At 38.4% G+C, this 26,199-nt stretch carries 21 protein-coding genes; 7 read left to right on the top strand and 14 right to left on the bottom strand.

The window, feature by feature from the left end:
- Nucleotides 1–44: 44 nt before the first annotated feature.
- Nucleotides 45–2,240, top strand: coding sequence for an LruC domain-containing protein (locus M0R21_04820; GenBank protein MCK9617138.1), 2,196 nt, complete (start codon nucleotides 45–47; stop codon nucleotides 2,238–2,240).
- A 79-nt stretch (nucleotides 2,241–2,319) separates the two neighbouring features.
- On the opposite strand, the gene M0R21_04815 is transcribed toward M0R21_04820, so the two are convergent.
- From M0R21_04815 to M0R21_04805, 3 genes are all read right to left on the bottom strand, one after another.
- Entirely contained in the window at nucleotides 2,320–2,661 is a 342-nt protein-coding gene (locus M0R21_04815) for a carboxypeptidase-like regulatory domain-containing protein (protein MCK9617137.1), read from the bottom strand.
- 82 nt (nucleotides 2,662–2,743) lie between these two features.
- Entirely contained in the window at nucleotides 2,744–4,450 is a 1,707-nt protein-coding gene (locus tag M0R21_04810) for a Na/Pi cotransporter family protein (GenBank protein MCK9617136.1), read from the bottom strand.
- Nucleotides 4,451–4,509: 59 nt separating this feature from the next.
- On the bottom strand, nucleotides 4,510–5,175 hold the full coding sequence (locus M0R21_04805) for a YggS family pyridoxal phosphate-dependent enzyme (protein MCK9617135.1): 666 nt from the start codon (nucleotides 5,173–5,175) through the stop codon (nucleotides 4,510–4,512).
- Between the two features lie 164 nt (nucleotides 5,176–5,339).
- On the opposite strand from M0R21_04805, the gene M0R21_04800 reads away from it, so the two are divergent.
- Together M0R21_04800 and M0R21_04795 are read left to right on the top strand one after the other, a co-directional pair.
- Nucleotides 5,340–5,636: a hypothetical protein gene (locus M0R21_04800; GenBank protein MCK9617134.1), complete on the top strand. Its 297-nt coding sequence runs from the start codon at nucleotides 5,340–5,342 to the stop codon at nucleotides 5,634–5,636.
- 260 nt (nucleotides 5,637–5,896) lie between these two features.
- Nucleotides 5,897–7,390, top strand: coding sequence for a hypothetical protein (locus M0R21_04795; GenBank protein MCK9617133.1), 1,494 nt, complete (start codon nucleotides 5,897–5,899; stop codon nucleotides 7,388–7,390).
- Here the strand turns inward: M0R21_04795 and sucD are convergent.
- Nucleotides 7,368–8,243, bottom strand: a complete 876-nt coding sequence (sucD, locus tag M0R21_04790; GenBank protein ID MCK9617132.1) for a succinate--CoA ligase subunit alpha — start codon at nucleotides 8,241–8,243, stop codon at nucleotides 7,368–7,370. The genes M0R21_04795 and sucD overlap by 23 nt on opposite strands.
- Before the next feature lie 110 nt (nucleotides 8,244–8,353).
- On the opposite strand from sucD, the gene mnmE reads away from it, so the two are divergent.
- Nucleotides 8,354–9,766 carry a tRNA uridine-5-carboxymethylaminomethyl(34) synthesis GTPase MnmE gene (gene mnmE / locus M0R21_04785; protein MCK9617131.1) on the top strand — a complete coding sequence of 471 codons (1,413 nt, stop codon included), beginning with the start codon at nucleotides 8,354–8,356 and terminating at the stop codon, nucleotides 9,764–9,766.
- 111 nt (nucleotides 9,767–9,877) lie between these two features.
- On the opposite strand, the gene M0R21_04780 is transcribed toward mnmE, so the two are convergent.
- On the bottom strand, nucleotides 9,878–11,098 hold the full coding sequence (locus M0R21_04780) for an ABC transporter permease (protein MCK9617130.1): 1,221 nt from the start codon (nucleotides 11,096–11,098) through the stop codon (nucleotides 9,878–9,880).
- Between the two features lie 117 nt (nucleotides 11,099–11,215).
- On the opposite strand from M0R21_04780, the gene M0R21_04775 reads away from it, so the two are divergent.
- Nucleotides 11,216–12,382 (top strand): DUF1343 domain-containing protein, encoded by a 1,167-nt coding sequence (locus M0R21_04775; GenBank protein ID MCK9617129.1) that lies wholly within the window; start codon nucleotides 11,216–11,218, stop codon nucleotides 12,380–12,382.
- A gap of 44 nt (nucleotides 12,383–12,426) precedes the next feature.
- Here M0R21_04775 and M0R21_04770 read toward each other — a convergent pair whose 3' ends face one another.
- The 9 genes from M0R21_04770 to M0R21_04730 all read right to left on the bottom strand — a co-directional run bounded on the left by M0R21_04770 (nucleotide 12,427) and on the right by M0R21_04730 (nucleotide 21,383).
- The gene (locus M0R21_04770) at nucleotides 12,427–12,918 is read right to left on the bottom strand and encodes a metallophosphatase family protein (GenBank protein MCK9617128.1); all 492 of its coding nucleotides are present in this window, start codon (nucleotides 12,916–12,918) and stop codon (nucleotides 12,427–12,429) included.
- Between the two features lie 71 nt (nucleotides 12,919–12,989).
- Nucleotides 12,990–13,760, bottom strand: a complete 771-nt coding sequence (locus M0R21_04765) for a tetratricopeptide repeat protein (protein MCK9617127.1) — start codon at nucleotides 13,758–13,760, stop codon at nucleotides 12,990–12,992.
- Nucleotides 13,761–13,766: 6 nt separating this feature from the next.
- A complete protein-coding gene (locus M0R21_04760; GenBank protein ID MCK9617126.1) occupies nucleotides 13,767–15,620 on the bottom strand; it encodes a BatD family protein in 1,854 nt (617 codons plus the stop codon).
- Between the two features lie 17 nt (nucleotides 15,621–15,637).
- Nucleotides 15,638–16,354, bottom strand: a complete 717-nt coding sequence (locus M0R21_04755; protein MCK9617125.1) for a tetratricopeptide repeat protein — start codon at nucleotides 16,352–16,354, stop codon at nucleotides 15,638–15,640.
- 13 nt (nucleotides 16,355–16,367) lie between these two features.
- Nucleotides 16,368–17,405 carry a VWA domain-containing protein gene (locus tag M0R21_04750; GenBank protein ID MCK9617124.1) on the bottom strand — a complete coding sequence of 346 codons (1,038 nt, stop codon included), beginning with the start codon at nucleotides 17,403–17,405 and terminating at the stop codon, nucleotides 16,368–16,370.
- Between the two features lie 18 nt (nucleotides 17,406–17,423).
- On the bottom strand, nucleotides 17,424–18,419 hold the full coding sequence (locus M0R21_04745) for a VWA domain-containing protein (GenBank protein ID MCK9617123.1): 996 nt from the start codon (nucleotides 18,417–18,419) through the stop codon (nucleotides 17,424–17,426).
- A gap of 2 nt (nucleotides 18,420–18,421) precedes the next feature.
- Nucleotides 18,422–19,438 carry a hypothetical protein gene (locus M0R21_04740; GenBank protein MCK9617122.1) on the bottom strand — a complete coding sequence of 339 codons (1,017 nt, stop codon included), beginning with the start codon at nucleotides 19,436–19,438 and terminating at the stop codon, nucleotides 18,422–18,424.
- A gap of 35 nt (nucleotides 19,439–19,473) precedes the next feature.
- Entirely contained in the window at nucleotides 19,474–20,349 is an 876-nt protein-coding gene (locus M0R21_04735) for a DUF58 domain-containing protein (GenBank protein MCK9617121.1), read from the bottom strand.
- 41 nt (nucleotides 20,350–20,390) lie between these two features.
- On the bottom strand, nucleotides 20,391–21,383 hold the full coding sequence (locus tag M0R21_04730) for an AAA family ATPase (GenBank protein ID MCK9617120.1): 993 nt from the start codon (nucleotides 21,381–21,383) through the stop codon (nucleotides 20,391–20,393).
- 205 nt (nucleotides 21,384–21,588) lie between these two features.
- On the opposite strand from M0R21_04730, the gene M0R21_04725 reads away from it, so the two are divergent.
- Both M0R21_04725 and M0R21_04720 read left to right on the top strand, forming a co-directional pair.
- A complete protein-coding gene (locus M0R21_04725; GenBank protein MCK9617119.1) occupies nucleotides 21,589–24,381 on the top strand; it encodes a T9SS type A sorting domain-containing protein in 2,793 nt (930 codons plus the stop codon).
- A gap of 188 nt (nucleotides 24,382–24,569) precedes the next feature.
- Entirely contained in the window at nucleotides 24,570–26,099 is a 1,530-nt protein-coding gene (locus tag M0R21_04720; GenBank protein MCK9617118.1) for a CotH kinase family protein, read from the top strand.
- Nucleotides 26,100–26,199 lie beyond the last annotated feature (100 nt).

Genomic DNA, 26,199 nt, shown 5'->3' with positions numbered 1-26,199 from the left:
CTAAGCGCTATTTTAATTTGTAAATAAATTTTATCTAAAAAAATATGAAATCTTTCTTCTACAAGAGTAAAAATAAATTACTCACTTTGTCGCTTTTAATTGTATCCGGAACAATCTTGTTATTTTCCTGTTCCAAAAATGATTCCACATCCGGAGATACGCCATCACAATTTAAAGATTTGAATATTAGTCAGAATTTTGACTTTCAAAGTTTTAAAGAAGTAGCCGTTACTATCAACGTAAATAATACTTCCACCGGGGAAAAGGCTCACATCATTAAAATATACCAGGATAACCCGGGTTTAATGGGTAAACTGATAGAAACCGGGATAACCAATGCGCAGTTTAAATATGTAACAAAAATCCGAATTCCATCCTATCTTACTGAATTATACATTCAAAATGCTTCTCAGGATGGTATCAACGAATTTGTTGCGGTTCCCATAAAGGGAAAAGAACTAAACTATACGTTTACAGCTTTGGCAGACACCTACAAAGGGTACAAAACTGTAGGAGGCGACCCGGGTTGTTCCAATGGTTGTACAAGAACCATAAGCACTTCGGTAAATTCGATTACCATTGAAGAGGGTGAGCATGTATGCCTTACCGGCAACCTCACAGGAAATATAACATTCAAAGGGGCTGCCACCCTTGTAGTTTGCGGAACTGCTACTGTTCAAAATATCAATATTAACGGCAATTTTACCGCAACCATTTATGTAAGTGGAAATGGTGTTTATACTATGAGCTCCAGCCTGAACTTAAACAAGATTTATTTCTACAATTACGGAATATTGCAAATATCAGGGCAAGTAAATGCAGGCACAGGAAGTATTTTTGAAAACTATGGAACTGCAAATATCATAGGTATCAACGTAAATAACAACGATGCCACGGTATTGAATGCCGGAATCATGAATGTAAGTGCCGACGTGAATAACAATGGTACTATTACCAATCAGAGTTTAATGCGAATATCGGCACATCTGAATAACAATGGACAAGGCGTATTTACCAATGAATGCCATCTGGAAGTTTCCGGTAATTATAATCAGAACAATATTTTTACAAATAATGGTTACGTAGTTGTTACAGGAACAACCACATTAAATGGTACAAGCCAGACAAACCTTGGTAATGGCTCGCAGATAAATACAGCCAATTTAATGGTTAATGCTACTATAAATGGCCCATCCACAGGCTGTGGCAGAATAAATATTTCTGGTACCACAAGGATAAATGGAAGTGGTGTAGTTCGTTATTACACTGACCTTTGCGATGCCAACGGAATAGAAAGCAATACCGGAACCATTGCAACCTCAGTTACTTTTTGCCAATGTTATGTTCCTGTAACTTCTTGTAATCCTTCAGGATCAGGTAGCCCTCCTACTAATGACAGCGATGGAGACGGAATTTCAGATAACCAAGACGAATATCCCAATGACCCGGACAGAGCATTTAATTCTTATTATCCTAATGCTACGGATTTTGCAAGTGTTGCATTTGAAGACCTTTGGACAGGTACCGGGGACTACGACTTTAATGACCTTGTAATTGCAATACAGTATAAAATGGTTAAAAATGCGCAGAATGAATATGTAGATATCGTTGCCAAATATAAAATTCGTGCCGATGGTGCAACACTTAACAATGGTTTCGGCATTGTTCTCAATACAGTGCCTGCAAATATTCAAAGTGTAACCGGCTGTATTAAGGCAGGTACTGCTATAACACTGGATGCTAAGGGATATGAGTCCGGACATGCCAATGAGACTGTAATAATTCCTTTTGATGCTGTAAATACCATTCTTGGAGGTGGCATGTTAAATACCATCCGGGGTGGAGCAACCGTGGTAACAGAAATACAAACAATAACCATAAACTTTTCCAGCCCTCAGGCTTCCATCGGTTCAGCACCTTTTAATCCATTTATTTTCATTAACCAGGAAAGAGGGAAAGAAGTACACCTGAAGGATCAAAAGCCAACTGAATTTGTTACTTCAAGTTATTTTGGCACTTTTGATGATGCTTCTGTACCTTCACAGAATAAATATTACTGCACGGCTACCGGTTTACCATGGGCTATCGAAATTCCGGTTGATTTTGCATATCCGGTAGAAATGGTTGATATACTGCAAACGTACCTCCATTTTGCCGAATGGGCACAATCCGGCGGAACGTTATACCCAGATTGGTATCTTAACAACCAGGGGTATCGTAATACGACAAATATATACTAAAATATATCGTAAATGATTTAGTACAAACTAAAAACCGGAGGTTGATCAAGCCTCCGATTTTTTTATTTAAAAAATGAAACTATTTGGCCGGCTGAAGTGCAATTGTAAACAATTCCCGGCTGGCTTTTGTTATATCAAGGTTTTCAATAAGACTTTTCTTATACGAGAGGTATGAACAAACAAGATTATAGTTTCCGGGCTTTATACCTGTTAGAGTAAAGTTTCCATCCAAATCGGTATAAATTGTTAGCTGGGTACCTTCTATTGTGATGGCAACACCAGCAAGTGCTTCTCCAGAAGTTATATCCACAACTTTCCCATTAAGAGTAACCTGTGCAGGTGCATTTTCATTTGCAGCAAACAAAGGGCTATAAAAAACACAAATGGCTGCAAGCATAGCAAACAAAACAATCTTTTTCATGGTGTTAATTTTAATGGTACAAATTTAACACCTCCTACGTGGCAGCCTGTTAAATCAAATTTACTTAACTATTAATTAATTGTTAAGCGGTTCCTGTTTTACTCCCGCTAATTGCCTCCTGAACACTAATAATATAATCAGCAAGTTTCTCACTTTGAGAAATAAGTTCGCTATAACAATTTCCATTCCTGTAAGAATATTTTCTTTTATTTATATTTACAATATTATCTGCAAGAAGCGTGGTTCTTAACTCGTTAATTTGTTTTTCTATATTTCGTGCTGTAATGAAATCTTTTTTAAAGTATTCTCCATCAAGGTAAGTTATCATAAGGGCAAGCGCTTCATCTACTAATGTAAAAAGCAGTGTCAGGTTATCACGCATTTCCTGTGTAAACCAAATATTCTGCCGGTTTTTATTGTCAATGGTTCTTGCCATTTGCCAGCAAATATCACTCATGTTTTCCAAATCATTGATGACTTTCAGCATATTTCGCACCTGATGCGACGATGGTTGGCTGATATCGCCGGCAGAAATTCGTATAAGATATTCTGCAATTTCTATCTCAATAGTATCAGAAGTATTTTCATATTTTTCTATTTTTAAAAGTAATTTACTATATTTTTTATTTCTTTTTTCAATTAATAGCTGAGGAATAAGGGCAAACATCTGCCTAATTTCGCCTGCGAAAACAGTAATGGCTTTTTGGGTTTGCAATAAAGATAATTCAGGGGTATTAAGAAACATCGTTTCAATATATTGCAATCTTGAAGATTCTTTTTCTTCGTCATGTACAGGAATAATTTTCTCAGTAAGGCGTATAATATAAGGAATAAATCCAATAAGTAAAATAGTATTTATAATATTAAATCCAGAATGGAATATTGCTAATGCTGTTGGGATTGTATTTACATTGGTAAATGGGGAATCTGCACCTGCAAGCTGCATTAATGCAGCAATCCGGGAAAGAAAAAAATGTAAAAAAAGTAACGACCAAACTGCACCAATAGCATTAAAAACAAAATGAAACAATGCTGCTCTTTTTGCAGGTGCATTTGCCACAAAAGCCGCAATATTCGCAGTGAGGGTTGTGCCAACATTATCGCCGACGACCATTACTGTCGCAAGAGGGAACGATATCCATCCGTTACTGCACATTATAAACGTAAGTACCATGGAAGCCGCAGAAGAACGAAGCAATATAGTTAGCAATACTCCAAAAATAAAAAATATTATATATGATAAAATACCGGAATTATTAAAATTTTTAATATATTGAACCAAATAAGAATTTTCAGTTACTACCGGAATACTACTTTTAAGAAAATTAAGTCCCAAAAATATCAAACAAAACCCGAAAACAAATTCCCCCCAGTTTTTCAGTTGCTGTTTTTTGGAAAACAACAAGGGAAGACTCAGCCCTATCATCGGCAATAAAACAAATGTAAGGTCAAATTTAAAACCTATATATGAAACCAACCATGCTGTGCTGGTGGTACCAATGTTGGCACCCATAATTAAGCTGACAGACTGGAAAAGAGAGATGAGCCCGGCATTAACAAAACTGACTATAAGTACGGTAATAGCAGAAGAAGATTGTACGGCTGCCGTGATAACCAACCCGCTTACTACACCCTTAACAGGATGAGAAGTCATGGAAGTGAAAAATTTCCGCATGCCCTCCCCTGCTACTTTTTGCAGCGATTCGCTCATCAGTTTCATCCCGTAAAGGAATACACCGAGAGCTCCTGCAACTGTTAAAATTGTAATAAGAGGGTTCAACCATGCCATTTCCAATACCTTTTCTTTATTTTAATTGTAAATATGTACTAATATTCTAAATATCAATATTATTTTCGTTCTCCAAAAATTGCTGAACCTATTCTAACCATTGTGCTGCCTTCTTCGATCGCAAGGGCATAATCGTTACTCATGCCCATAGAAATTTCGCAAAAATAGTCTTCAAAAGAGAAAAACGTGATTTTTAAATGATCAAAATACTGTTTAAGTAAACTGAATTCGTTTTTTATCAATACCTTATTATCAGTAAAAGTTGCCATGCCCATTACTCCACAAATTCTGACATTTTTCAAACTGCAAAGTATCTGCCCTGCAAGCATAGCATTTGCCTCTTCAATGGAAAAGCCCTGTTTACTTTCTTCTTTTGCAATATGAAATTCAAGAAGACAGTCTATTACCCGCATGTGTTTTTTTGCTTCTTTATTGATTTCCTGAAGCAATTTCAGACTGTCAACACTCTGAATCATTGTAATAAAAGGAGCAATAAACCGGACTTTATTGGTTTGAAGATGCCCTATAAAATGCCATTTAATATCACGGGGTAAAACCTGGCTTTTGGCAACCACTTCCTGCACCCTGTTTTCACCAAAGATACGGCAACCTGCATTGTATGTACTAAACACATTTTCTGCTGGTTGAGTTTTCGATACGGCTACAACTTTCACATTTTCCGAAACAGAATTAATAATTTTCTTATAATTTTCAGACATTTCCATTGCAAACCTTAATAAAACAACAAAAATATGAATTAATAAACAACAAAAATACAATTTAATTGAAAGTCCGTTTTCCATTACAAAGTTGTAAAAAACACATATTATTTAGATGTAAAATATTTTTTTTATTCAATTAGTTCCGTATTATTGCTAAAAATTTCCCTATGGAAAAGAAAAAAGTTATTAAAAGCATAGACAATTTACCACCCGAAGTGCTTAATGCCATAAACATCAAGTACCCTGATGGTTACATAAATCATGTGTTTAAAGTTTCCATGCCCAATAACTCCTTCTTTCATGCTATAACTATTGACTGGGGAGAAATAAGCTACCTTGTGAAGGTGCCCGTAAAAATTGATAAACCTCCTGCAAACGATTTTGAAATCCTTCCCTCAGAAAATGATGAACGCATGGTAAAAGAAGATGATGAAATTAAAGAAACAGAAGAAGAAATCGAATAAGCCTTAATGTTTTTTTTATTTTTGTTTCTGATTTTATTTTTATGGAAAAACATATATTAAACTATTGTTAATCAACAATATTGTATATTGTAGGAAGAAATCAGACTCCAGAAAGTAGTTATCAACCCCTCTAAGGTTTCCAATCAAGCCAGATCATGACCATAACCTAAATAAAGGAGTATTGAAGGCAAAAAAGTAATTTTACAGGATTCGTTGCGTTATTCTTGATGAGTTTATTAATTTTGACCGAAAATTTTTTCATGTACAACTTCCGGCTTCTACGGCTGTATTCAGCTACTTCATTATTTTTTTTACTATCGGTTTTCCTGTTTTCGTGTAATAAGAACGATATAATTGATGATAATCCCACGCACCAACCAGCTTTTTCTACCGATACCGTTATTTTCGATACTGTTTTTACCACACTTGGGTCTTCAACCCGCACCCTAATGGTGTATAATAATTATAAAAACTCGCTGAATATTAAATCTATCCATTTAATGCGGGGCGAAAGCTCCCCCTTCAGAATCAATATTGACGGTAACCCTGCCCTTAATGTAAGCGATATTGAAATAGCTGGAAAAGACAGTTTATATATTTTTGTAAAAGTTACCATCAATCCGAATAACACCGACAGCCCTCTTATACAGTCCGACTCCCTGCTTTTTGAGACCAATGGAAAAACACAGTACGTTAAACTTGTAGCATGGGGACAGGATGCTCACTTTTATAATAATGCTATTTTAGGGAGCGACTATACTTTCACTGCCGCCAAACCCCACGTCATTTATGGTTCTTTTACAGTTGACTCGTTATACACTTTGACTATTGAAGCCGGGGCAAAAGTTTACTTCCATAACGGAGCCTTTCTTTTAGTACGCCGAGATGGAACGCTGAAAGTGGACGGAACGAAGGAACAACCCATAATTTTCCGGGGAGACAGACTCGAAGATGAATATGCCAATATTCCCGCACAATGGGACAGAATCTGGCTGTCGCCAGGCAGTAAAAACAACAGGATTAACTATGCCGTCATTATAAATGGAACAACAGGCATACAAGCCGATACTACCGGAACTTCTACCGAACCTACACTGGTACTTGACAATACACTTATCTATAATATGGGGGAAGTAGCACTGCTTGCACAGGGAAGTTACGTAAGAGCCAGCAATAGCATTTTTGGTAATTGCGGAAAAGGTTCTGTTTTTTTGCGTTTTGGTGGAAATTACGATTTCAGGCACTGCACCATAGGAAATTACTGGAATTACACCGTAAGGCAAAATGAAGCTCTGGTTCTCAATAATTACTACTATGATACTCTGGGTAATGAACAACCACGCGACCTTGCAAACGCATATTTTGGCAATTGTATCATTTTCGGGAATCAGTACAATGAGGTTTTATTGGATAATGGCAAAAAAGCTGCTTTTATTTATCAGTTTGAAAATTGCCTCATGAAAACCAATATAAACATCAGCAATTCCTTATATTTCAATAATTGTATCAAAAATGAAGAACCCTGGTTTACCGATGTTGAAATAAATGATTTTGCTTTAGATACTATTGTTTCGGCTGCCGTAAATAAAGGTAACATTGCGGTAATCAATTCTGCATTCAGTGATATAAGACGGGATATCAATGGAGTATATCGCATAGCCGATGGTGCTCCCGATTTAGGGGCATATGAATTTGTCCCCGAAATAAAAAGCAAGGTAATAAAGCGAAAATCTATTTCTTTTTCAAAACATTGAGCATAGTAGCCCCGATTTCTGCGGGAGAATAAGCAACATGAATTCCGCATTCGATCATGATTTGCTGTTTTGCTTGCGCCGTTTCCCATTTTCCGGCAATGATAGCCCCTGCATGTCCCATCGTTCTGCCTTTGGGTGCCGTAGCTCCTGCAATGAAACCTACAACGGGTTTGGTTCCGTTTTCTTTCACCCAGAGCGCAACATCTGCCTCCATGTTCCCGCCAATTTCACCGATAATTACTATTCCTTCCGTTGCAGGGTCAGTCATAAACAGTTTTACGGCATCTTTCATAGTCGTTCCGATGATTGGGTCTCCCCCTATTCCTATTCCGGTTGACTGTCCGAGACCAGCTTTGGTAATCTGATCAACGGCTTCGTATGCAAGGGTTCCCGAGCGCGAAATGAGTCCGATGGTTCCCGGTTTATGAATAAAACCAGGCATAATGCCTACTTTGGCTTCGCCGGGAGTAATGACACCCGGACAGTTGGGTCCTATCAAACGGTTTTTTTTATTGCAAAGAAATTCTTTTACACTCTGCATGTCCTTCACCGGAATGCCCTCGGTAATACATACAATAACTTCTATTCCCGCGTCGGCAGCTTCCATAATGGCATCAGCACCGAAAGGTGGAGGAACAAAAATAATGGAAACATTGGCTCCTGTGGTTTTTACAGCATCTAACATCGTATTGAAAACGGGTAACCCTAAATGCTGGGTTCCTCCTTTTCCGGGAGTAACCCCCCCTACTATTTTTGTTCCATATTCAAGCATCTGGGTGGCATGAAAAGTGGCTTCATTGCCGGTAAAGCCCTGAACGATAACCCGCGAATTGTTATTTACTAAAATACTCATATCGGAAAAATTAAATAAAAGTGATTAAGTATAGTCAAATACTAACAAATTATTTCTATGAATGCTTTTTATTATAACTTTGTATTTGAATTAACAAAATTAACAAAAATATGTTTTCTCCGATGTATTCGTCCGGATTGCGCGATACAATCTGCGCTCTTTCCACAGCCCCCGGAATGGCTGCCATAGCTGTAATAAGAATTTCCGGTGAAAAGACTTTTGAGACGCTTACCCGTTGCTTCTCTCCCGGGAAAAAGGAGCTCGACCTAATCAATGCTCCCTCACATACCCTTCATTTAGGCTGGATTACCGGGGGAACTGAGGTGGTAGATGAAGTATTGCTGGGTATTTTCAGAGCTCCCCATTCTTACACTGGCGAAGATGTGGCAGAAATATCATGCCATGGCTCATTATACATTCAAAGGCGAATCATTGAAATTCTTATCGAACAGGGAATCCGTTTAGCCCAACCCGGCGAATTTACCCTCAGGGCTTTTTTAAACCACAAATACGACCTTTCACAAGCCGAAGCCATAGCCGACCTTATAGCTTCCCATTCGAAATCATCGCACGATCTGGCAATAAAACAAATGCGAGGCGGATTTTCACAAACTCTCAAATATATACGCGAGCAATTGGTCGGATTGGCATCATTGCTCGAACTGGAGCTAGATTTCAGCGAAGAAGACGTAGAATTTGCCAACCGAAATCAACTTATAGCGCTGGTTACAACCCTGCAAGAGCAAATTGAAACATTAATTTCGTCATTTACACTAGGAAATGTAATGAAAAATGGCATCCCCGTTGCCATTATCGGAGCTCCCAACGTGGGAAAATCCACACTACTGAATGCCCTGCTGAACGAAGAACGTGCCATTGTTTCAGAAATTCCGGGAACCACGCGCGACAGCATTGAAGATGTAATTACCCACAATGGTATTTCGTTCCGTTTTATTGATACAGCCGGGTTGCGTGAAGCTCAGGATACTATTGAAAGCATCGGCATAGAACGCACCTATGAAAAAATCAACTCTGCGGCAATCATACTGTACGTGTTCGATATTAATACTGCCACACTAATTGAAATACGGGAAGTAATCAACGACCTTTTAGAACACATAGAAGATAAAAACAAACGCATCATCCTCATAGGGAATAAAACCGACCTACTGGTGGAATCACCCCATAACTTCAGCGATCTGGTGGAAATGGAGACGATTTTTATCTCGGCAAAACGCAAGGAAAACATCAACCTTATCATCGAATCGCTGCTTAAACCTTTACAGGATGGGACTAATATATATGATGCCACTATAGTATCCAACCTGCGCCATTATGAAGCACTTAAACTGGCAAATTCCGCATTGGCGGAAGCCCGGGAAGCCTTGCAAATACCACTTTCTACAGATCTTATCGCCGAACACATCCGGATGGTACTCCATCACTTGGGTGAAATCACAGGTGAAATTACTACCGATGAGATATTGGGGAATATTTTTTCTAATTTTTGCATCGGAAAATAGGGATTAGGAATTAAGGAACTGCGCCTGATTAACTCTATTTCGCACTGTTAGTAAAGTTATGTTTAGTCTTTAGTTCCCATAAGCAAATTCTCAAAAAAAATAGCATTTGTTTTATTCCCACCGAATCGCTTTAACAGGCTGAATGCGTGAAACGATATGCGATGGAATGAGCATTATTAACATGCATATCAGCAAGGTAGCCACATTGATTCCCACTATGGGCAGCACTTCTAATTGTATGGGCACTACCGACATATAATACGACTCCTGGGGAAGCTTAATAAATCCAAAATGTAGCTGCAGCCAGCAGATACCGATGGCGGCAATATTTCCCCAAAACATTCCTTTCCCGATGATATAAAGTGCTTTGTATAAAAAAATTCTGTGGATAAGCCTGTTTTGGGCACCAAGTGCTTTAAGGATGCCTATCATATTGGTTTTCTCAAGAATAAGGATAAGCAAGGTGGAGACCATAGTTATCGCCGACACCAGTGCCATCAGTGTAAGGATAATTATTACATTGGTATCCTGTAAATCAAGCCAGTCGAAAATCTGGGGATAAAGGTTGCGCAACGTTACTGCCTCGGTCTGCACAGGAATGTTTTGGTTAGTTTGTTTGCCCAGTTTTGTAATGTCGGAGAAATTTTTTACATAAATTTCAAAACCACCTACCGAATCGGCACCCCAGTTGTTTAATTTCTGAATATGATAAATATCGCCGATAACATAAGTATTGTCAAATTCTTCGAGTCCGGTTTCGTAGATACCAGCTATGGTAAATTTCCTTCCGCGTGGCTGGTTGTTGATAACGAAAAACATACGTACATTATCACCGGCTTTTAGCCTAAGTTTCTGGGAAATAAGGTTTGAAATCAATACCTGGTCGCATCTTCCGCTGTCTGAAATCTGTAAAATTTTACCTGACTTGAGGTGGCTGTCGAAAAAACTCCAGTCGTAATCGCGTCCTATGCCTTTGAAAACCACGCCCTGAATATCTTTATCAGTTTTGATGATGCCAGCCTTGGTAGCAAAAACCTGAATATGGCTGATGCCCTTCTGTTTGCCAAGGGACGGATAAAAAGGTTGGTATTTAAACAATGGCGGAGATTCCAAGGATTTGTTGGTAGAATAAGGAATAATCTGGATATGCCCGCTGAACCCGCTTACTTTATCACGAATTTGCTGCCTGAAACCCGTGAGTATGGCTACCGATACTACCATTACCGACATACCCAGCGCAATAGCAGCTACAGCGAGGTTGACGATGGGTCGTGAAAAATTTTCCTTATTTTTGGAAAGAATTTTACGTGCAATAAACAGTCCCGGACGCACAGAGAATTATTTTTTAGCAAAAGTAAAAAAGAAAGCCATATGAAGATACTGATTCAGAAACCCGCGACAGGGAACCCATATATGCATTTGTTTATACAGTGTTTATATAAACATTTTTTGTTAATTTTCTTTTTATTACCCGTTGCCTGTGCCCATCCACAAAACCAATTACCTGCCAACGGCATTCATACAGGTGCAGAGTGCACAAGTCAATATTTTGAATTACTGAAGGGAAAAAATATCGCAGTGGTTGCCAATCAAACTTCACTCATAGGGAAAACACACTTGGTGGACAGTTTATTGCATGCAGGTTTTGCCGTTACAAAAGTCTTTGCCCCCGAACATGGCTTTCGCGGTAACGCACAGGCAGGCGAAAAGGTGAATAATTCCTTAGACGGGAAAACTGGCTTGCCTATTGTTTCCCTGTATGGCAAACACTTGAAACCCACGGCTGAAGACCTTAAAGATATCGATCTGGTTATATTTGATATTCAGGATGTGGGCGCACGTTTTTACACTTTTTCCTCAACACTCACTTACGTAATGGAAGCCTGTGCCGAAAATGATGTGGAACTTCTTGTCCTCGATCGACCTAATCCCAACGGTTTTTATGTAGATGGTCCTGTGCTGGATACAGCTTACCGCTCTTTTGTGGGACTGCATCCGGTTCCCATTGTGCACGGGCTTACGATAGCCGAATATGCTTTAATGATAAATGGAGAAGGATGGTTGCACGGTGGCAAAAAATGTCGGCTGAGGTATGTTGCCATTGAAAATTACACACATAGTATGCAATACGTGCTTCCTATTAACCCTTCCCCTAATTTATCTTGCCCGGAAGCGGTTCTGCTATATCCTTCTCTCTGCCTTTTCGAAGGAACGAATGTAAGTGTAGGCAGGGGCACTTCTGCTTCATTTACCATGATCGGTCATCCGGATTACCCCAAAAAAGATTTTTGCTTTACACCCAAAGGAGACCCCAAAACGACTTATGCCCCCCTGTACGATGGCGTTTCCTGTTTCGGACTTAACCTGAGAGATTCCGCAGAAAAGTTCAGGACGAGAACTGCCTGCTTGTACCTTGGCTGGCTGATAAATATGTATAAAATTTTACCCGACAACAAATTATTTTTTAACACCTTTTTCGATAAACTGGCGGGCTCGCCACGCTTGCGTGAACAGATAATTAAAGGATTAAGCGAAGAAGAGATTCGTAAAAGCTGGCAATCGGACTTGGAAAAATACAAAGCCAAGCGTAAAAAATATCTACTTTATAGCGAATAGAAACCCGCATTTTGCAGAAGGCACCTCCCCTTCCCTTCCCGCTGTTATTTTTTCATTTCAAGTATCTCAAGACTGTGAATGCGATTTCCGTCAATTGCAAAACGTACGGCTGTGCTTACGGTATGGAAACCGAATTTGCCAGCAGCACCAGGATTAATATGCAACAAATAATTTTGTGAATCATTAATTACTTTCAATATATGGGAATGTCCGCAGATAAAAAGCTGAGGTTGGTTACGTTCAATCAGACTTTGCGTTTCATAAGAATATTTCCCGGGGTAGCCTCCGGCATGTATCAATAATATTTTCACTTCTTCACAAAAAAACACATTGTGCCTTGGGAAAACTTTCCGGATATCGTACCCGTCAATATTGCCATACACTGCATTAACCGGTTTTTCCGCTTGCAGGGCATTCACCACTTCCATGCTGCCCCAGTCGCCGGCATGCCAAATCTGATCGCATTTTTCGAAAAAAGGAATCAGTTGGGGGTTCAGGTAAGCATGTGTATCAGAAAGCAATCCGATTAAGGGCATAACAAATTATAAATTACAAATTACGAATTACAAATTACGAATTACGAATTAGTGAATTGGTTTGGGCATATTTAAATGGTTTTCAGAAGCTCTTTTTGTATCCAACCCACATTTCCGTTGGCAATTTTTATTTCTACCCAACTGTCGAGCCGGTCGGTTATGACTACCTTAGTGCCTTCATGAATTACAAATACGTCGGTGCTGTTTGCATCGGGCGAACTTTTTACCGTAATCGTCGGCGAAAACACTATTCCTTCCTGCTGGTTACGAATGGAATTGTATCGTTGAAACGCAAGCGTAAACGATAATAATGTTACAAAAAGCAGCAGGATTGCGCTCCAAAATGCTGTTTTACGAAAAATAAGCTTTGCAGAAACCAGATAAATGCCTGCAAACAGGCAAAATAAAACGCTCGTAATAATGATACAAACCGCCCAACCGTTGAGCGTAAAGCGGTTTTGTGCCGATAACCACCATCGTTTGTAAAACAAGTGGGGAATCGGTTCAATTTTATCAATTATTTTACTGTTGGCAATTTTTAGGTTTGTTTCTATGTAATCATCGTTAGGTTTAAGCTTACAGGCTTTTTCATAAAAAAGTATGGCAGAAGGATAATCGTTTATTTTAAAATACGCATTCCCCAAATTGTAATACAGTTCAGCAGCGGTGTAGCCCTGGCTTATCACTTTCTCGTAACCTGAAATTGCTTTGTTATATTCACCGGCAGAATAATCTTTATTTGCCTGCTTTATGAGTTGCTGATAATCCCCTGAAAAACCATGTACTGCAAAAAGCATTAACACAGTTATAAATACATATTTTATTCTGATACAATTTATCATAACCAATTATGTTTTAAGTTCTTTTTCAATATTGATTATCACATTTTTTGCCTTTTGGTATACTGATTCCATATTTTCAAAAGGCTCTCCTGGTGCAAAACGGACAAATTCACAGTCATCCAGTGTATTCATAAACCCAGAAATAATCGGCTCGCTAATATTATGTTGCAAAAGCTTTATTTTTACATTATCAAGCGACAACTCTGCAAGGGAAATATTGAATTTATTTCCCAGGTAACCCCAGAGAGCCTTGGATATTTCTTCGTAAAAATCATCCGATTTGCGGGCTTCCAGAAATTGTTGCGCTGTTTTCAGACGTTGTACAGCAATTTTATTCGCAAGGTGGTGTTTCATTTTTACCAGGTCGCTGCGTTTTTTAATGCTGTTTCTTCTTACAAAAATAAATATTCCCAGCAATACAAAAGGAAGCAGCCAAAGTAGATAAAACAAACCCGAGCCAAAAAAGAAACTGTTGATGGGTTGCAATACAAAGTGCTGGCTTTTAATAAAACGGATGTCATTTGTCAAAACTTTTACCTCTTCCTGCGAGGAATATGTTACCGAAGCCTGCTTTCCATCGCCCTTAGCCACATCAATTACAAATTCCGGAGAAGTCAGTGTGATGTATTTCTGCTTATTAAGATCGAAATAGCTAAAAAACACAGGCTTAATAGTATATTTTCCGGCATTGCGCGGAACCATAAGGTACTCAAAAGTTCGTGTGCCTGAAATTCCAGATTCACTTGTGTTGATACGGTCAGTAATTTTCGGGTCGTAGGTTTCAAAATCAGGAGGAAGCTGTACATCAACTTTATCAATCAGTTTAAGATTGCCACTCCCCGAAATGCTTATTTTAAGAGTTACCGATTCGTTAGCCTTGAGCGAAGTACGGTCAATTTCCGATTTCATTACAAAATTGCCCACTGCTCCGGAAAACCCTGAAAGTTTGCCTTCGGAAGGCAAAGGTTTCACATCAATTGAAAGGCTATTTGACTTAAGCGTTTTCTTAACATTCTGCACTGTAGGACCAAAAAAGTCGCTGAAAAAATCATCAAAGAAAGGGTCATTGGAACGCCTGCGGTTTTTTGAAAGCATTTGGCATAATGTTTCCACTTCAAGTGGAGCAATGGTTAACTTGCCTGTTTTTTGAGGATATAATGCCACTTTTCGTATCTCGGCTACATTATATCTTTCGCCATCAACAATTTCAGTATAAAGCTTTGGTTTTGTGTTTTCTTTTGTGAGTTCCTGTGCCCAGAAACCTGAATATGTAGCTAATTTGTTTATTGCAAATTGAGATATCTGAACTCCTTTAAAATATATTTTGTAGGTTACCAAAACTTGTTCACCCTGCATAGGGTTAAATTTATTTACATTGGCTTTCAAAAAAACCGACTGTCCCTTAACTTCATCACTGAAATCATTCTGCTGTTGCCGATAATTCTGACGGTTTGGGGTACGGCTGTTAGCATTTGAACTTTCCTTACTTACCCGAATTGTAACTGTATTTGAAGAATATTTTTTCCCGTTTACAAACACACTTGCCGGGGGGATGGTAAAAGTTCCTTCGCTGTTAGCCATCAAATAGTAAGTGTAACGTAAACTAACCGTTTGTGTTACACTTCCATTGATAATCTGTATACTCGAACTTGATGACTGGTTTGGTCCCGCAAGAACGTCGAAGTTTTTGATAGAAGGACCCGTAAACCGATTGGCTTCGGCATTCACCGAATACACAAGCACAAATTGCTCGCCAACAGCCACATTACCGTTTGTTGTAGCTGTGAATTTTACATCCTCGGAAAAAACATTTCCGGCAAAAAAACAAAGTAAAAAAAACAAAAAAGCTACTTGCTTCATTTTGTGTATTTTTTAAATTACCAATCTTTTTCAACAGCCACCTTTACTTTTTTGGCATTTTGTTTTTTAAGTTTTTCCAGAGTATTCTTTTCATCATTTTTTAATGCTTGAAGCATACGTTCGGCATCTTCCTTCGAAATTTGTTTTTGTTGCTGTTGTTTTTGCTGTTGCGGCTGCGGCTGCTGTTTATCCTGCTTGGGATCGTTCTGTTTTTTATCTTGTTTATTATTATTTTTTTGCTTTTGTTGCTGTTGTTTTTGCAGCAGTTTTCGTTTGGCAAATTCGAGATTATATTTGGTATCGTTGTCTTTAGGATTAATTCTGAGTGCATTCTTATAGGATTTGATACTCTCTTCGTATTTTTTATCCTGCAGCAATGAATTCCCAAGATTGTGGTAGGCTTTTGCCAGATTTTTTTTATCGCTTTTACGGGTTAGTAATTCACGATATACTGAGGCGGCCTCGTTGTAATTATTTTGTTTGTACATGCTGTTTCCCAGGTTATAATTTGCCCGAAAAGGATTTTTACTTTTGCTGCCGGCTTTGCGGTAGTTTATTTCCGCATCTTTATATTTTTTTTGTTCATACAACTTATTGCCCTGCCGAAGCAAATGGGTTTCACTTTGTGCAGAAAGCAATAACGGAATGAAGAGTAATGGCAGGACTAAAAACCGGTATTTATTTTGCCTTTTCATCTTAATACCTGTAAATGATATATATAATTTTTCAAACATAAACTACACAAAGTTATTCTTTTTTGCCAAACAGATTTATTTTACCAGCCCATTTAGGTTTACGTTCGGCAAGGATAATTTCTATACAAATTAAAACAACAGCAATCAGCAGAAAATACTGAAAACGGTCTTCATAATCGGAAAACAAACGGCTTTGATATTCTTTTTTCTCAAGTCGTGTGAAACTTTCAAATATTTTATCCAAACCGGCTTCCATATTATTTGCCCTTACATATGCTCCTTTAGCCGTGTGGGCAACTTCGCGTAGCAAATCTTCATTCAGCCTGCTAATCACGGTACTGCCATCCATGTCTTTTTTATAATCCACCTGGAATCCGTTATCATCAAAAACGGGTATGGGTGCACCTTCGGGGAGCCCCATCCCGATGGTATAAACAAATATGCCTTGTTTCTCAGCTTCTTTGGCAGCAGCAATCGCATCATCTTCGTGATTTTCACCATCAGAAATTACAATGACTACGCGAGTAGCCTTAGAGTTATTAAAAGACTGCGATGCCATATTGATGGCTTCGCCTATAGCCGTTCCCTGCGTAGGAACCATTTCGGTACTGATATTCGACAGAAAAAGTTTTGCGGCTCCATAATCGTTTGTAATAGGTAACTGCACATAGGCTTTTCCGGCAAAAACAATAATCCCGATGCGGTCGCTTTCGAGGTTATCAATAAGTTTTGAAATGGATTGTTTTGCCTTGGCAAGACGATTAGGTTTGATATCTTCTGCTAACATGCTGTTCGACACATCAAGTGCAATGACAATGTCAATACCTTTGCGTTTTATCTTTTCAATTTTGGACCCGATTTGTGGATCGGCAAGCCCAATAATAATAAAAATGCAGGCAGAAATGAGAAGAATAAATTTGATAATGCTTCGCTGTCGCGAAACATAGGGCATAAGCTGATGAATTACAGTTGCATCTCCATATTTTGCAAGAGCATCTTTTTTTTGTTTCTGCATCCACACAAACGCCAGCACAAGTAATGGAACAAGTAAAAAACCGTAAAAAAATAATGGATGAGCAAATCGAAACATAATAAGGCTGGTATTTAATTAGGGTAAAACTCTGAAAACTGTATAACGCAATCCCATTTCAATGACAAGCAAAATCAATGCGATGAGGGCAAAAGGTAAAAATTCCTCCTTTTTTTTCCTGAATTCGGTAACATCAATTTTTGATTTTTCTAATTTATCAATTTTTTGATAAATTTTCACGAGTTTATGTTCATTTATCGCCCTGAAATAACCTCCGTTAGTCATTTGGGCTACCTGTTTCAGCAAGGGTTCATCAATCTGAACTTCCATTTCCTGATATTGAATTCCGAAAGGAGTTTGCACGGGATAAGGAGCTGTTCCATAGGTTCCCACGCCTATTGTATAAATACGGATTCCATACAATTTGGCAATCTCGGCAGCCGAAATAGGGTCGAGAGAACCCATATTGTTTACACCGTCGGTGAGCAAAATGATGACTTTGCTGATGGCTTTGCTGTTTCTGAGCCTGTCCACCGCCGTTGCCAACCCATCGCCAAGGGCAGTTCCATCGTCTATCATACCACTTTTGATATCCTTAAAAAGATTAATAAGTATAGAATGGTCAGTGGTTAGGGGGCATTGAGTAAAACTTTCGCCACTGAAAACAACCAAACCGATACGGTCGTTAGGTCGTCCCTTAATAAAATCAATTGCAACTTTCTGAGCTGCTTCCAACCGGTTAGGTTTGAAATCTTCGGCAAGCATGCTGCCCGAAATGTCGGTAGCCAGCATAATATCAATTCCTTCAACAGAAATATCCTGCCGCGAAAGACTTGACTGAGGCCGGGCTAAGGCTATCACAAGTAATACAAAAGCCAGCATCCGCAATATCCAAAAATATGAAAAAAAACGCTGCCGGTATCCCGATGTAATATTTGCAAACGGCTGTAACGTGGAAACCTGAATATGGGCATGTAAATTTGGTTTTTTTAGTTTATGCCATACTATCCATACGGGAACAGCCAGCAACAACAGCAAAAAATAAGGTTGTACAAAATACAAATGGCTGAACATAACTAAACAAGCTTAGGTGGTTGAGAAATAATTTCTAAAGATTTTTCTTTCGTTGTTTCCTGTGTTTCAGTTGCAGGGAGGGTGGCTCTCACAAAATCAAAAGCATAAGCCATACTTTGCTCATTATGTAGTGAAAGAGGCATTTCTTTGGCAAATTTTACGAGATCAGCTATCACAAGTATTTCTCTCAACTTATCTGCTATTTCCATCGGGAAGTTATTTCCTTTAACCGCCCACAATATTTCATCCGATGTCATTTCCACTGCATTAATAAAAAATCTTTCTTCAATGTATTGTCTGATAATATCTGTAACGGCAGTATGATAGTCTTTTACAAAACCAGTTTGCCAGAGTTTTTTGTTTTTTAACTCTTCCAGGGCAATAAGTGCTTTTTCGTGTGGAGGCAAAGGCGGTTTTACAGGAAAATTAAACAATGGCAATGCTTTTCTTCTCCTTTTAAAATAATAAACAATAAATGCGATGATGCCTGCCAGCGCCAATGCCCCACCCAGCCAGGGAAGTATTTCTCCAAAAGTAATGGGAACACCCATTAATGGTTTTATGTCCTTGATGGCTTTTGTAGTATCAACAGCTACAGTGGTAACATTTAGCAAAAGAGCTTCTGTTTCAGCAAACAACGTGGTGGTGTCCCCTGGTTTATGATAAGCGAAGCTAAAGGGAGGTATAGCATAATATCCCGAATCAAAAGCAGTTATTGTAAGGTGTTGGTTAAGTGTAATATTTTTACTATCAGCCGATACGATTGTGTCAATGGCTGATTTGCTCACTATTTCAATTTTGCCGGCAAGTGTATCAGGTAATGCAGTCCAACGAAACGGGTATGATTTGGGTAAACGCAAGGATAAATTAATTGTAACCTGATCGCCTATCACAATCTGGTTGGTATCGAGCTTTACTTCCGCTTTGATTTCCTGAGCAGAAAGTGAAAATGAAAATAATAAACAAGAAAATAAAAATATGTATTTAATATTTTTACTGAATTGTTTTACAGTATACATCTATTTGTTTCTTTTAATAGTTAAATGTAAAAAAACTAAATTCTTGCTTCTCTCTTCTTAAAAAGGTTGAGTAAGGGCTGGATAAAATCCTTTCCTGTTTCCAGTTTAACAGAGTCAACACCATTTTTTAAAAATATATTAGCTAAAAAACGTTCATTTTCATACCACCAGTTTACATATTTCATTAAAGTTGGCTTATAGGAAGTATCAACCCAAAGAGTTTTGCCGGTTTCTTTATCATACATTTGAACCAAGCCCATGTCGGGCAAAACGGTTTCGCGTTTATCGGTTATCCGCAGTGCTACCACATCGTGCTTACCGGAAGCTATTTTTAACCCCTCTTCAAAATTTTTGTCAATAAAATCGGAAATTATGAAAGCTGTACACCTTTTTTTAATGGCATTACTCAAAAAACGAAGCGCCTCGGAGATTTTTGTCTGCTGACTTTCGGGTTTAAAATCAACAAGTTCTCTGATAATTCGTAAAATATGACTTGAGCCTTTCTTAGGAGAGATAAACTTTTCAATATGATCGCTAAAAAAAATTACGCCTACTTTATCGTTGTTTTGAATTGCAGAGAAAGCCAAAACGGCAGCTACTTCTGTCATCAGTTCTTCTTTTAACTGTTTTTGCGTACCAAATTCGTTCGAGCCACTTACATCTATCAGCAACATTACGGTAAGCTCCCTTTCTTCTTCAAAAACTTTCACATAGGGATGGTTGAAACGTGCGGTAACGTTCCAGTCAATATTTCTGATGTCATCGCCATACTGATATTCGCGCACTTCGCTGAAAGCCATTCCTCTTCCCTTGAAAACACTATGGTATTGTCCCGAAAAAACCTGGTTCGACAAGCCTTTCGATTTAATTTCGATTTTCCGGACTTTTTTCAGTATTTCCGAAGTTTCCATACCTTATTTATTAACGAACAGAAAAAGAAAATTTAGTTTGCTTAGGGTACCTCTACCGAATTAAGGATTTCATTAATTATTTCTTCGGTAGTAACATTTTCAGCTTCTGCTTCATACGACAGCCCAATTCGATGACGCAACACGTCGTGGGCTATTGCACGGATGTCTTCAGGAATAACATACCCTCTTCTTTTAATAAATGCATAGGCTTTGGCGGCTAATGCCAGATTAATGCTGGCGCGTGGCGAAGCACCATAATTTATCATATTTTCAAATTTCTGCAACCGGTATTTTGTAGGGTAACGAGTAGCAAAGACAATGTCTGTGATATAGTTTTCAATTTTTTCGTCAAGATACACTTCTCTTACAATATTTCTTGCCCGTAAAATATCTTCCGGTTTTACTATTGTCCGGGTAACAGGTTGCTCGCTTGTGATATTTTGACGAAGAATCTGTTTTTCTTCTTCCTGTGAAGGATAACCTATCACCACTTTCAGCATGAAACGATCTACCTGGGCTTCGGGTAGCGGATATGTTCCTTCCTGTTCTATAGGATTTTGTGTGGCTAACACCAGAAAAGGCTCCTCCAGTTGATATGTTTGTGTTCCAATGGTAACCTGCCGTTCCTGCATGGCTTCGAGCAACGCACTTTGTACCTTGGCTGGTGAACGGTTTATTTCATCGGCAAGAATAAAATTTGCAAAAATTGGACCTTTTCGTACCATGAATTCTTCTTTTTTCTGACTGTATATCATTGTTCCCACCAGGTCTGCAGGTAAAAGGTCAGGTGTAAACTGTATCCTACTGAATTTTAATTCAATAGTACGTGCAAGGGACTTAATAGCTAAAGTTTTTGCCAATCCCGGCACCCCTTCGAGTAAAATATGTCCATTGGATAATAGCCCGATTAACAGACGTTCTATCATTTGTTTCTGACCAATAATTACCCTGTGCATTTCCAGCGTTATCAGGTCAACAAAAGCACTTTCTGTGCGGATGCGTTCGTTTAATTCTTTGATATTAATTTCATTCATACCCTTAATAATTTGCGTACAAAAATAACCATTGCAGCAAAGGCAGTCAACGTGATGCTTGTTAAAAATTGTTAAGTCATTCATTGTCTATGTAAAAAGATTGTAGAAAATTTTGAAGATTTAGTGTTTGTATATTTTCAAAAAGGTTGTAAATTGTGCCACTTTTTAATATCGGAAATATAATCTATAAATTAATCAAAATCATATGAAAAGTAAAAATCTACTGTTAAGCTTAGTAGCTGTTATGATGGGTGCGGCGGTATTTTCAACTACTCTTGCAGGTACCTTTTCCGTCAAGGATAATCCGTTGAAAACCGGAAAAACTGCACACAAATCGGGCAGCGGCTTAAACCTGAACTGGACCAATATGGGTCCCGATAATGTTGGAGGAAAAACAAAAGCCATTGTTGTTGATTCAAGAGATGCGCAAATGAAAACCATTTTTGCCGGTAGCATTGGCGACGGAATTTACAAATCAACTACCGGCGGATTAACCTGGCATAAGATAAGTTCCGACGATGTATCCATGAATGTAAATTGTATGGTACAAGCCCCCAACGGTGATATTTATGCAGGAACAGGCGAAATATTCCAGGAAACGGCATTTACTGATTTCGGAGGAATTATCGGTCATGGCATATTCAAAAGTACCGATGGCAACACGTTTACTCTACTCGAATCTACCCGTCCGGTATCCAATAATTCGAACACTGACTGGGCTTTTATTAATAAAATTGCCATTACCCCGGGGGGAGTAGTTTTTGCTGCCACAAATACAGGCTTAAAATTGTCGAAAGACGGAGGACTTACGTGGGAAACAGCTAATTATAATGATAACGGCAATCTGGTTCCTTTATCTGCCAACGCCTATGATGTAGATGTGGCAACCGACGGAACAGTCAGCGCTGTAGTCGGCAATCTTGTTTACTTTGCCAATGATGGTAACCAGAATGGGTTCACTTGCGTATCTAAAAAATATGTTGATGAAAATGATAGTATAATTAACCCTGATAAGCTTCCCCTTGAGGGAGTAGGAAGGGTTGAAATAGCCTTTGCACCTTCAGATCCCAATTACGTGTATGCAGTAGCAGCCGGAGATGGTTCTGGAGATATTAAATATGGCCAGCTCGAAAATGTGTATCTTTCCGTAGACAAAGGCAATACCTGGCGCATCATTGGACCAGGAGGTAGCAGTCATTTCGATATATTTGGTGCTGATAATGTAGGTTGTTATTCCGTTTCTATAGCCGTTTATCCTGATAATCCTGAAAAATTTCTTGTTGGCGGATATTTCGTTTGGGAAGGTTCAAAAATACTTCCTGATGGATATTATTCATGGGAATTAAAAGCCGCAAGCGCCTATCAGAACTTTGAGATATTCTTTGCTAATAATAATTCTTCCATAGTATATATGGGTACAGCATTTGGCATTCTCGTTACTTATGATGATTTTATGTCATTAAATGTATTGAATAAAACCTATACTACATCACAGTTTTATTCGGTAGCCTGCTCAGGTGAAGGTACTGTTGCCGGTGGTGTACAAGACTGGGGTACTTGGTATATCCCCGGAGATCTTAATACCCCCCAACAAGCTACCGTTGTTAGTGCAACAGTAAATTCGGGAGGTCCTTGTTTTCTTACCCAAACCAACCCTAAAGTTATCATCTGGTCGAATGATGGTAGCCTGTTTTTACGTTCTGATGACATGGGCGGAGCTACTTACGAATTTCTTCCCGATAGCATAACTTCTCCTACTAATTCTGACATGCTCTTTACCCCTGCTGCAATGTGGGAAAACTTTAATTATCCTGAAAGCACAGACACCGTGGATGTAGTTTTAACAAAAGCCATTAACCCCGGTGATACCTTATTGGTATATAGTAACAACCAAAAATTCCCGTTTTATTACTATTCAAATGTAAGTTTAAACGCTGAGGATACCTTAAGAATTAAGGACCTTGTAGCCAGTAAATTTGTAGTTGGCGTTATAAATGTTACTACCACGTCTACTAAGGGCGAAATATATTATACAACAGGAGCTTTGAATTTTAAAGAAACTCCTACATGGATTAAACTCATTAGTGATGTAAGTATAGTTCCTCAGCGCTTCGCTTTTTCGGCAGATGGTAAATATTTATATGCTGCTGTTACAAAAAGTGGTAACAATATTTTATATGTGTTCGATCTTACTGTTGTAAATGACGCCATTATTTATACTACTACTACCTTACCCTCCGGCAAAGGATATAATAACGTTACTTCCATTACCGCAGATCCTTCAAATGCCGACAATGTTATCCTTACTATCGGTGGATATGGAAAAACAGACTATGTTTTCCGCAGCACCAATGCTACAACTACCCAACCGGAATTTACTTCCGTGCAGGCAAATCTTCCTGCAATGCCTGTTTATACTTCCTTAACTGAATATACTAATGGTAACCGTGTTATCTTAGGTACAAACGAAGGTATCTGGTCGTGTTCTGATATAAATAATCCTGAATGGGTTCAGGATGGAAACGGAATGGGAAATATTGCTGTTACCATGTTACAACAACAAATTACATCACGTCCTTGGATGGAAGTTCCGTATATTGTTGGTGATGATACTGTAATGGTTACAAAACCAGGTACGCTTAATTTTGGCGCTATTTATGCAGCAACCTTCGGGAGCGGTTTATTTGAATGCCGTGAATTTGTCGACATCAATGATCCCCAACCCCAACCCGTTTCTGTTGATTATTTGAATGTATATCCCAACCCTGTAAAACAGGATTATACTACTTTAACCTACCAGTTCGATAAAATGTCGGATATTCAGATCAATGTTTTCGATATAAATGGAAAAATGATGCAAACAATGCAACTAAAAAATCAAAGTAAAGGTTTGCATAACTATATCATTAACTGCAACGGTCTTTCCAATGGTATTTACGTGATTAAGGTAAGTACAAATACAAAAGTTTCATCCTCAAAGTTTATTGTGGTTAAATAAAAAACCTGAACTTGCATAAAAAAGAGGCTCTCTTTATAAGAAAGCCTCTTTTTTTATTTCACCATATCAAAGTATACAGAACCATTTTGCTTGTTTCCACTTTTTTAGCAAGAATTTGTCCGGGCAAGTTTGATTATCCCTAATTTTGTAGCACAAAATTATACTTGTATTCACCCCGATACAATAATATGATAAAACTGTATATATTAGCGTTTCTGTTTTTCCTGCTCCCGGTTTCTGTTTTTTCGCAAAAGAATACACTGTTTGACGATACAAAAGTTTCATCCATAAACATCAACTTGCCTGCCGATTCCCTACAGGTGATTCTGACAGATGTTTTATCCAACCATTATTTTATGGCACAATTTGTTTTCAGTGACGGAATTTTACACGATACACTGCAAAATACAGGATTTCGCCTGAGGGGTAATACTTCCCGCTATTCGCAGAAAAAATCATTCAAGATAAGCTTCAATACTTATGCTCCCGGAAGAAAATACCAGGGCGTAAAAAAAATTAATCTCAACGGGCAACACAATGATCCTACCCTTATCCGCGAAAAATTATTCTATGATGTGTGGAAAAACGCCAGAATGCCTGAACGCAGAACCAGCTTTGTTAAGCTGTATATCAATGGAGAATATTTTGGTTTATACACCAACCTTGAAGAAATGGATAAAGAATGGCTGAGCCGTGTATTCGATGACAATGACGGTAATCTGTATAAATGCACTTATCCTGCAGACCTGGTATATTTAGGCGATGATCCGCAAACCTATAAAAATATCGGAAGCAGTTCTGCAACAGGCGGAAGAGCCTACGACTTACAAACTAATGAAACACTTGATGACTATACCGGTTTAGTCCATTTTATCCGGCTTCTTAGCATAAAAAATAACACGACGTTTCCCGATTCAATATCTAAACGACTGAATGTAAAAGCATATCTTAAAGCATACGCTATTGATATTGCTACTGGCAATTGGGATGATTACGCCTACAACAAAAATAATTATTACCTGTATGATAACCCTACCAGCGGAAAGTTTGATTTTATTTCCTATGACACCGATAACACGTTCGGGGTTGACTGGATGGGAAAAGACTGGGCAACACGAAACTGCCTTGACTGGGTGAACCATTCCGAAGCCCGTCCGATGGTAACACAACTTTTGAAAGTTCCGGTTTTTTTTACCCTTTACAAACAATACCTTGATACTATTATGCGCGAAATTATCCATCCAGATACTATTTTCCCGCGTATTGAATCACTCAAAAATCTTATTACCCAGGCTGCACTTGCCGATACCTACCGCACATTGGACTGGGGTTACGATGACCAGGATTTTTACAACGGGTTTGAACAAGCCATTGACGGGCACACACCTTATGGTATTAAACCCTTTATTCTTACACGGCGGCAAACGATTATTGAACAACTTAACGCCGCAAAAACACCCGAAGTTGTACCGGGCAGCTTGACTATCATTCCTAATCCTGCCGACAATTATATCTCCCTTATTTTGCCCGGAAACGTTGTAAACAATGTACATTGTATAATTTACAATATGCAGGGAGTTATCTGCGGCGAATGGAACAATCCGGATTTGAATAATACTTCCGTAATGTTTCCCATACACAAGCTACCGGCAGGAATGTATATCGTAAAAGTGCAAACCGGACAGGTAGTTTATACTTCTATGTTCGTTAAAAAATAATTTTCGGTGGACAATCTTTTCTTAAAAAATTAACATTCTACTAACATTCATCACCTACGGCAAAATGTAAAATATTTATTTAAAATAACTTGGTGTGTAT

The organism is Lentimicrobiaceae bacterium, from assembly GCA_023227965.1.
Classification (GTDB): domain Bacteria; phylum Bacteroidota; class Bacteroidia; order Bacteroidales; family JALOCA01; genus JALOCA01.
The sequence above is the reverse complement of the archived record's forward strand: the minus strand, read 5'-3'. Positions and strand labels throughout refer to the sequence as shown.

Excerpts from the sequence above, each read along its gene's own strand:
- M0R21_04725 (MCK9617119.1), top strand. The coding sequence starts at position 21,589 with ATGAAAAGTAAAAATCTACTGTTAAGCTTAGTAGCTGTTATGATGGGT.
- M0R21_04760 (MCK9617126.1), bottom strand. The coding sequence starts at position 15,620 with ATGAAGCAAGTAGCTTTTTTGTTTTTTTTACTTTGTTTTTTTGCCGGA.
- M0R21_04800 (MCK9617134.1), top strand. The coding sequence starts at position 5,340 with ATGGAAAAGAAAAAAGTTATTAAAAGCATAGACAATTTACCACCCGAA.
- M0R21_04735 (MCK9617121.1), bottom strand. The coding sequence starts at position 20,349 with ATGGAAACTTCGGAAATACTGAAAAAAGTCCGGAAAATCGAAATTAAA.
- M0R21_04730 (MCK9617120.1), bottom strand. The coding sequence starts at position 21,383 with ATGAATGAAATTAATATCAAAGAATTAAACGAACGCATCCGCACAGAA.
- M0R21_04815 (MCK9617137.1), bottom strand. The coding sequence starts at position 2,661 with ATGAAAAAGATTGTTTTGTTTGCTATGCTTGCAGCCATTTGTGTTTTT.
- sucD (MCK9617132.1), bottom strand. The coding sequence starts at position 8,243 with ATGAGTATTTTAGTAAATAACAATTCGCGGGTTATCGTTCAGGGCTTT.
- M0R21_04755 (MCK9617125.1), bottom strand. The coding sequence starts at position 16,354 with ATGTTTGAAAAATTATATATATCATTTACAGGTATTAAGATGAAAAGG.
- M0R21_04770 (MCK9617128.1), bottom strand. The coding sequence starts at position 12,918 with ATGCCCTTAATCGGATTGCTTTCTGATACACATGCTTACCTGAACCCC.
- mnmE (MCK9617131.1), top strand. The coding sequence starts at position 8,354 with ATGTTTTCTCCGATGTATTCGTCCGGATTGCGCGATACAATCTGCGCT.
- M0R21_04720 (MCK9617118.1), top strand. The coding sequence starts at position 24,570 with ATGATAAAACTGTATATATTAGCGTTTCTGTTTTTCCTGCTCCCGGTT.
- M0R21_04750 (MCK9617124.1), bottom strand. The coding sequence starts at position 17,405 with ATGTTTCGATTTGCTCATCCATTATTTTTTTACGGTTTTTTACTTGTT.
- M0R21_04810 (MCK9617136.1), bottom strand. The coding sequence starts at position 4,450 with ATGGCATGGTTGAACCCTCTTATTACAATTTTAACAGTTGCAGGAGCT.
- M0R21_04745 (MCK9617123.1), bottom strand. The coding sequence starts at position 18,419 with ATGTTCAGCCATTTGTATTTTGTACAACCTTATTTTTTGCTGTTGTTG.
- M0R21_04740 (MCK9617122.1), bottom strand. The coding sequence starts at position 19,438 with ATGTATACTGTAAAACAATTCAGTAAAAATATTAAATACATATTTTTA.
- M0R21_04805 (MCK9617135.1), bottom strand. The coding sequence starts at position 5,175 with ATGGAAATGTCTGAAAATTATAAGAAAATTATTAATTCTGTTTCGGAA.
- M0R21_04795 (MCK9617133.1), top strand. The coding sequence starts at position 5,897 with ATGTACAACTTCCGGCTTCTACGGCTGTATTCAGCTACTTCATTATTT.
- M0R21_04820 (MCK9617138.1), top strand. The coding sequence starts at position 45 with ATGAAATCTTTCTTCTACAAGAGTAAAAATAAATTACTCACTTTGTCG.
- M0R21_04765 (MCK9617127.1), bottom strand. The coding sequence starts at position 13,760 with ATGATAAATTGTATCAGAATAAAATATGTATTTATAACTGTGTTAATG.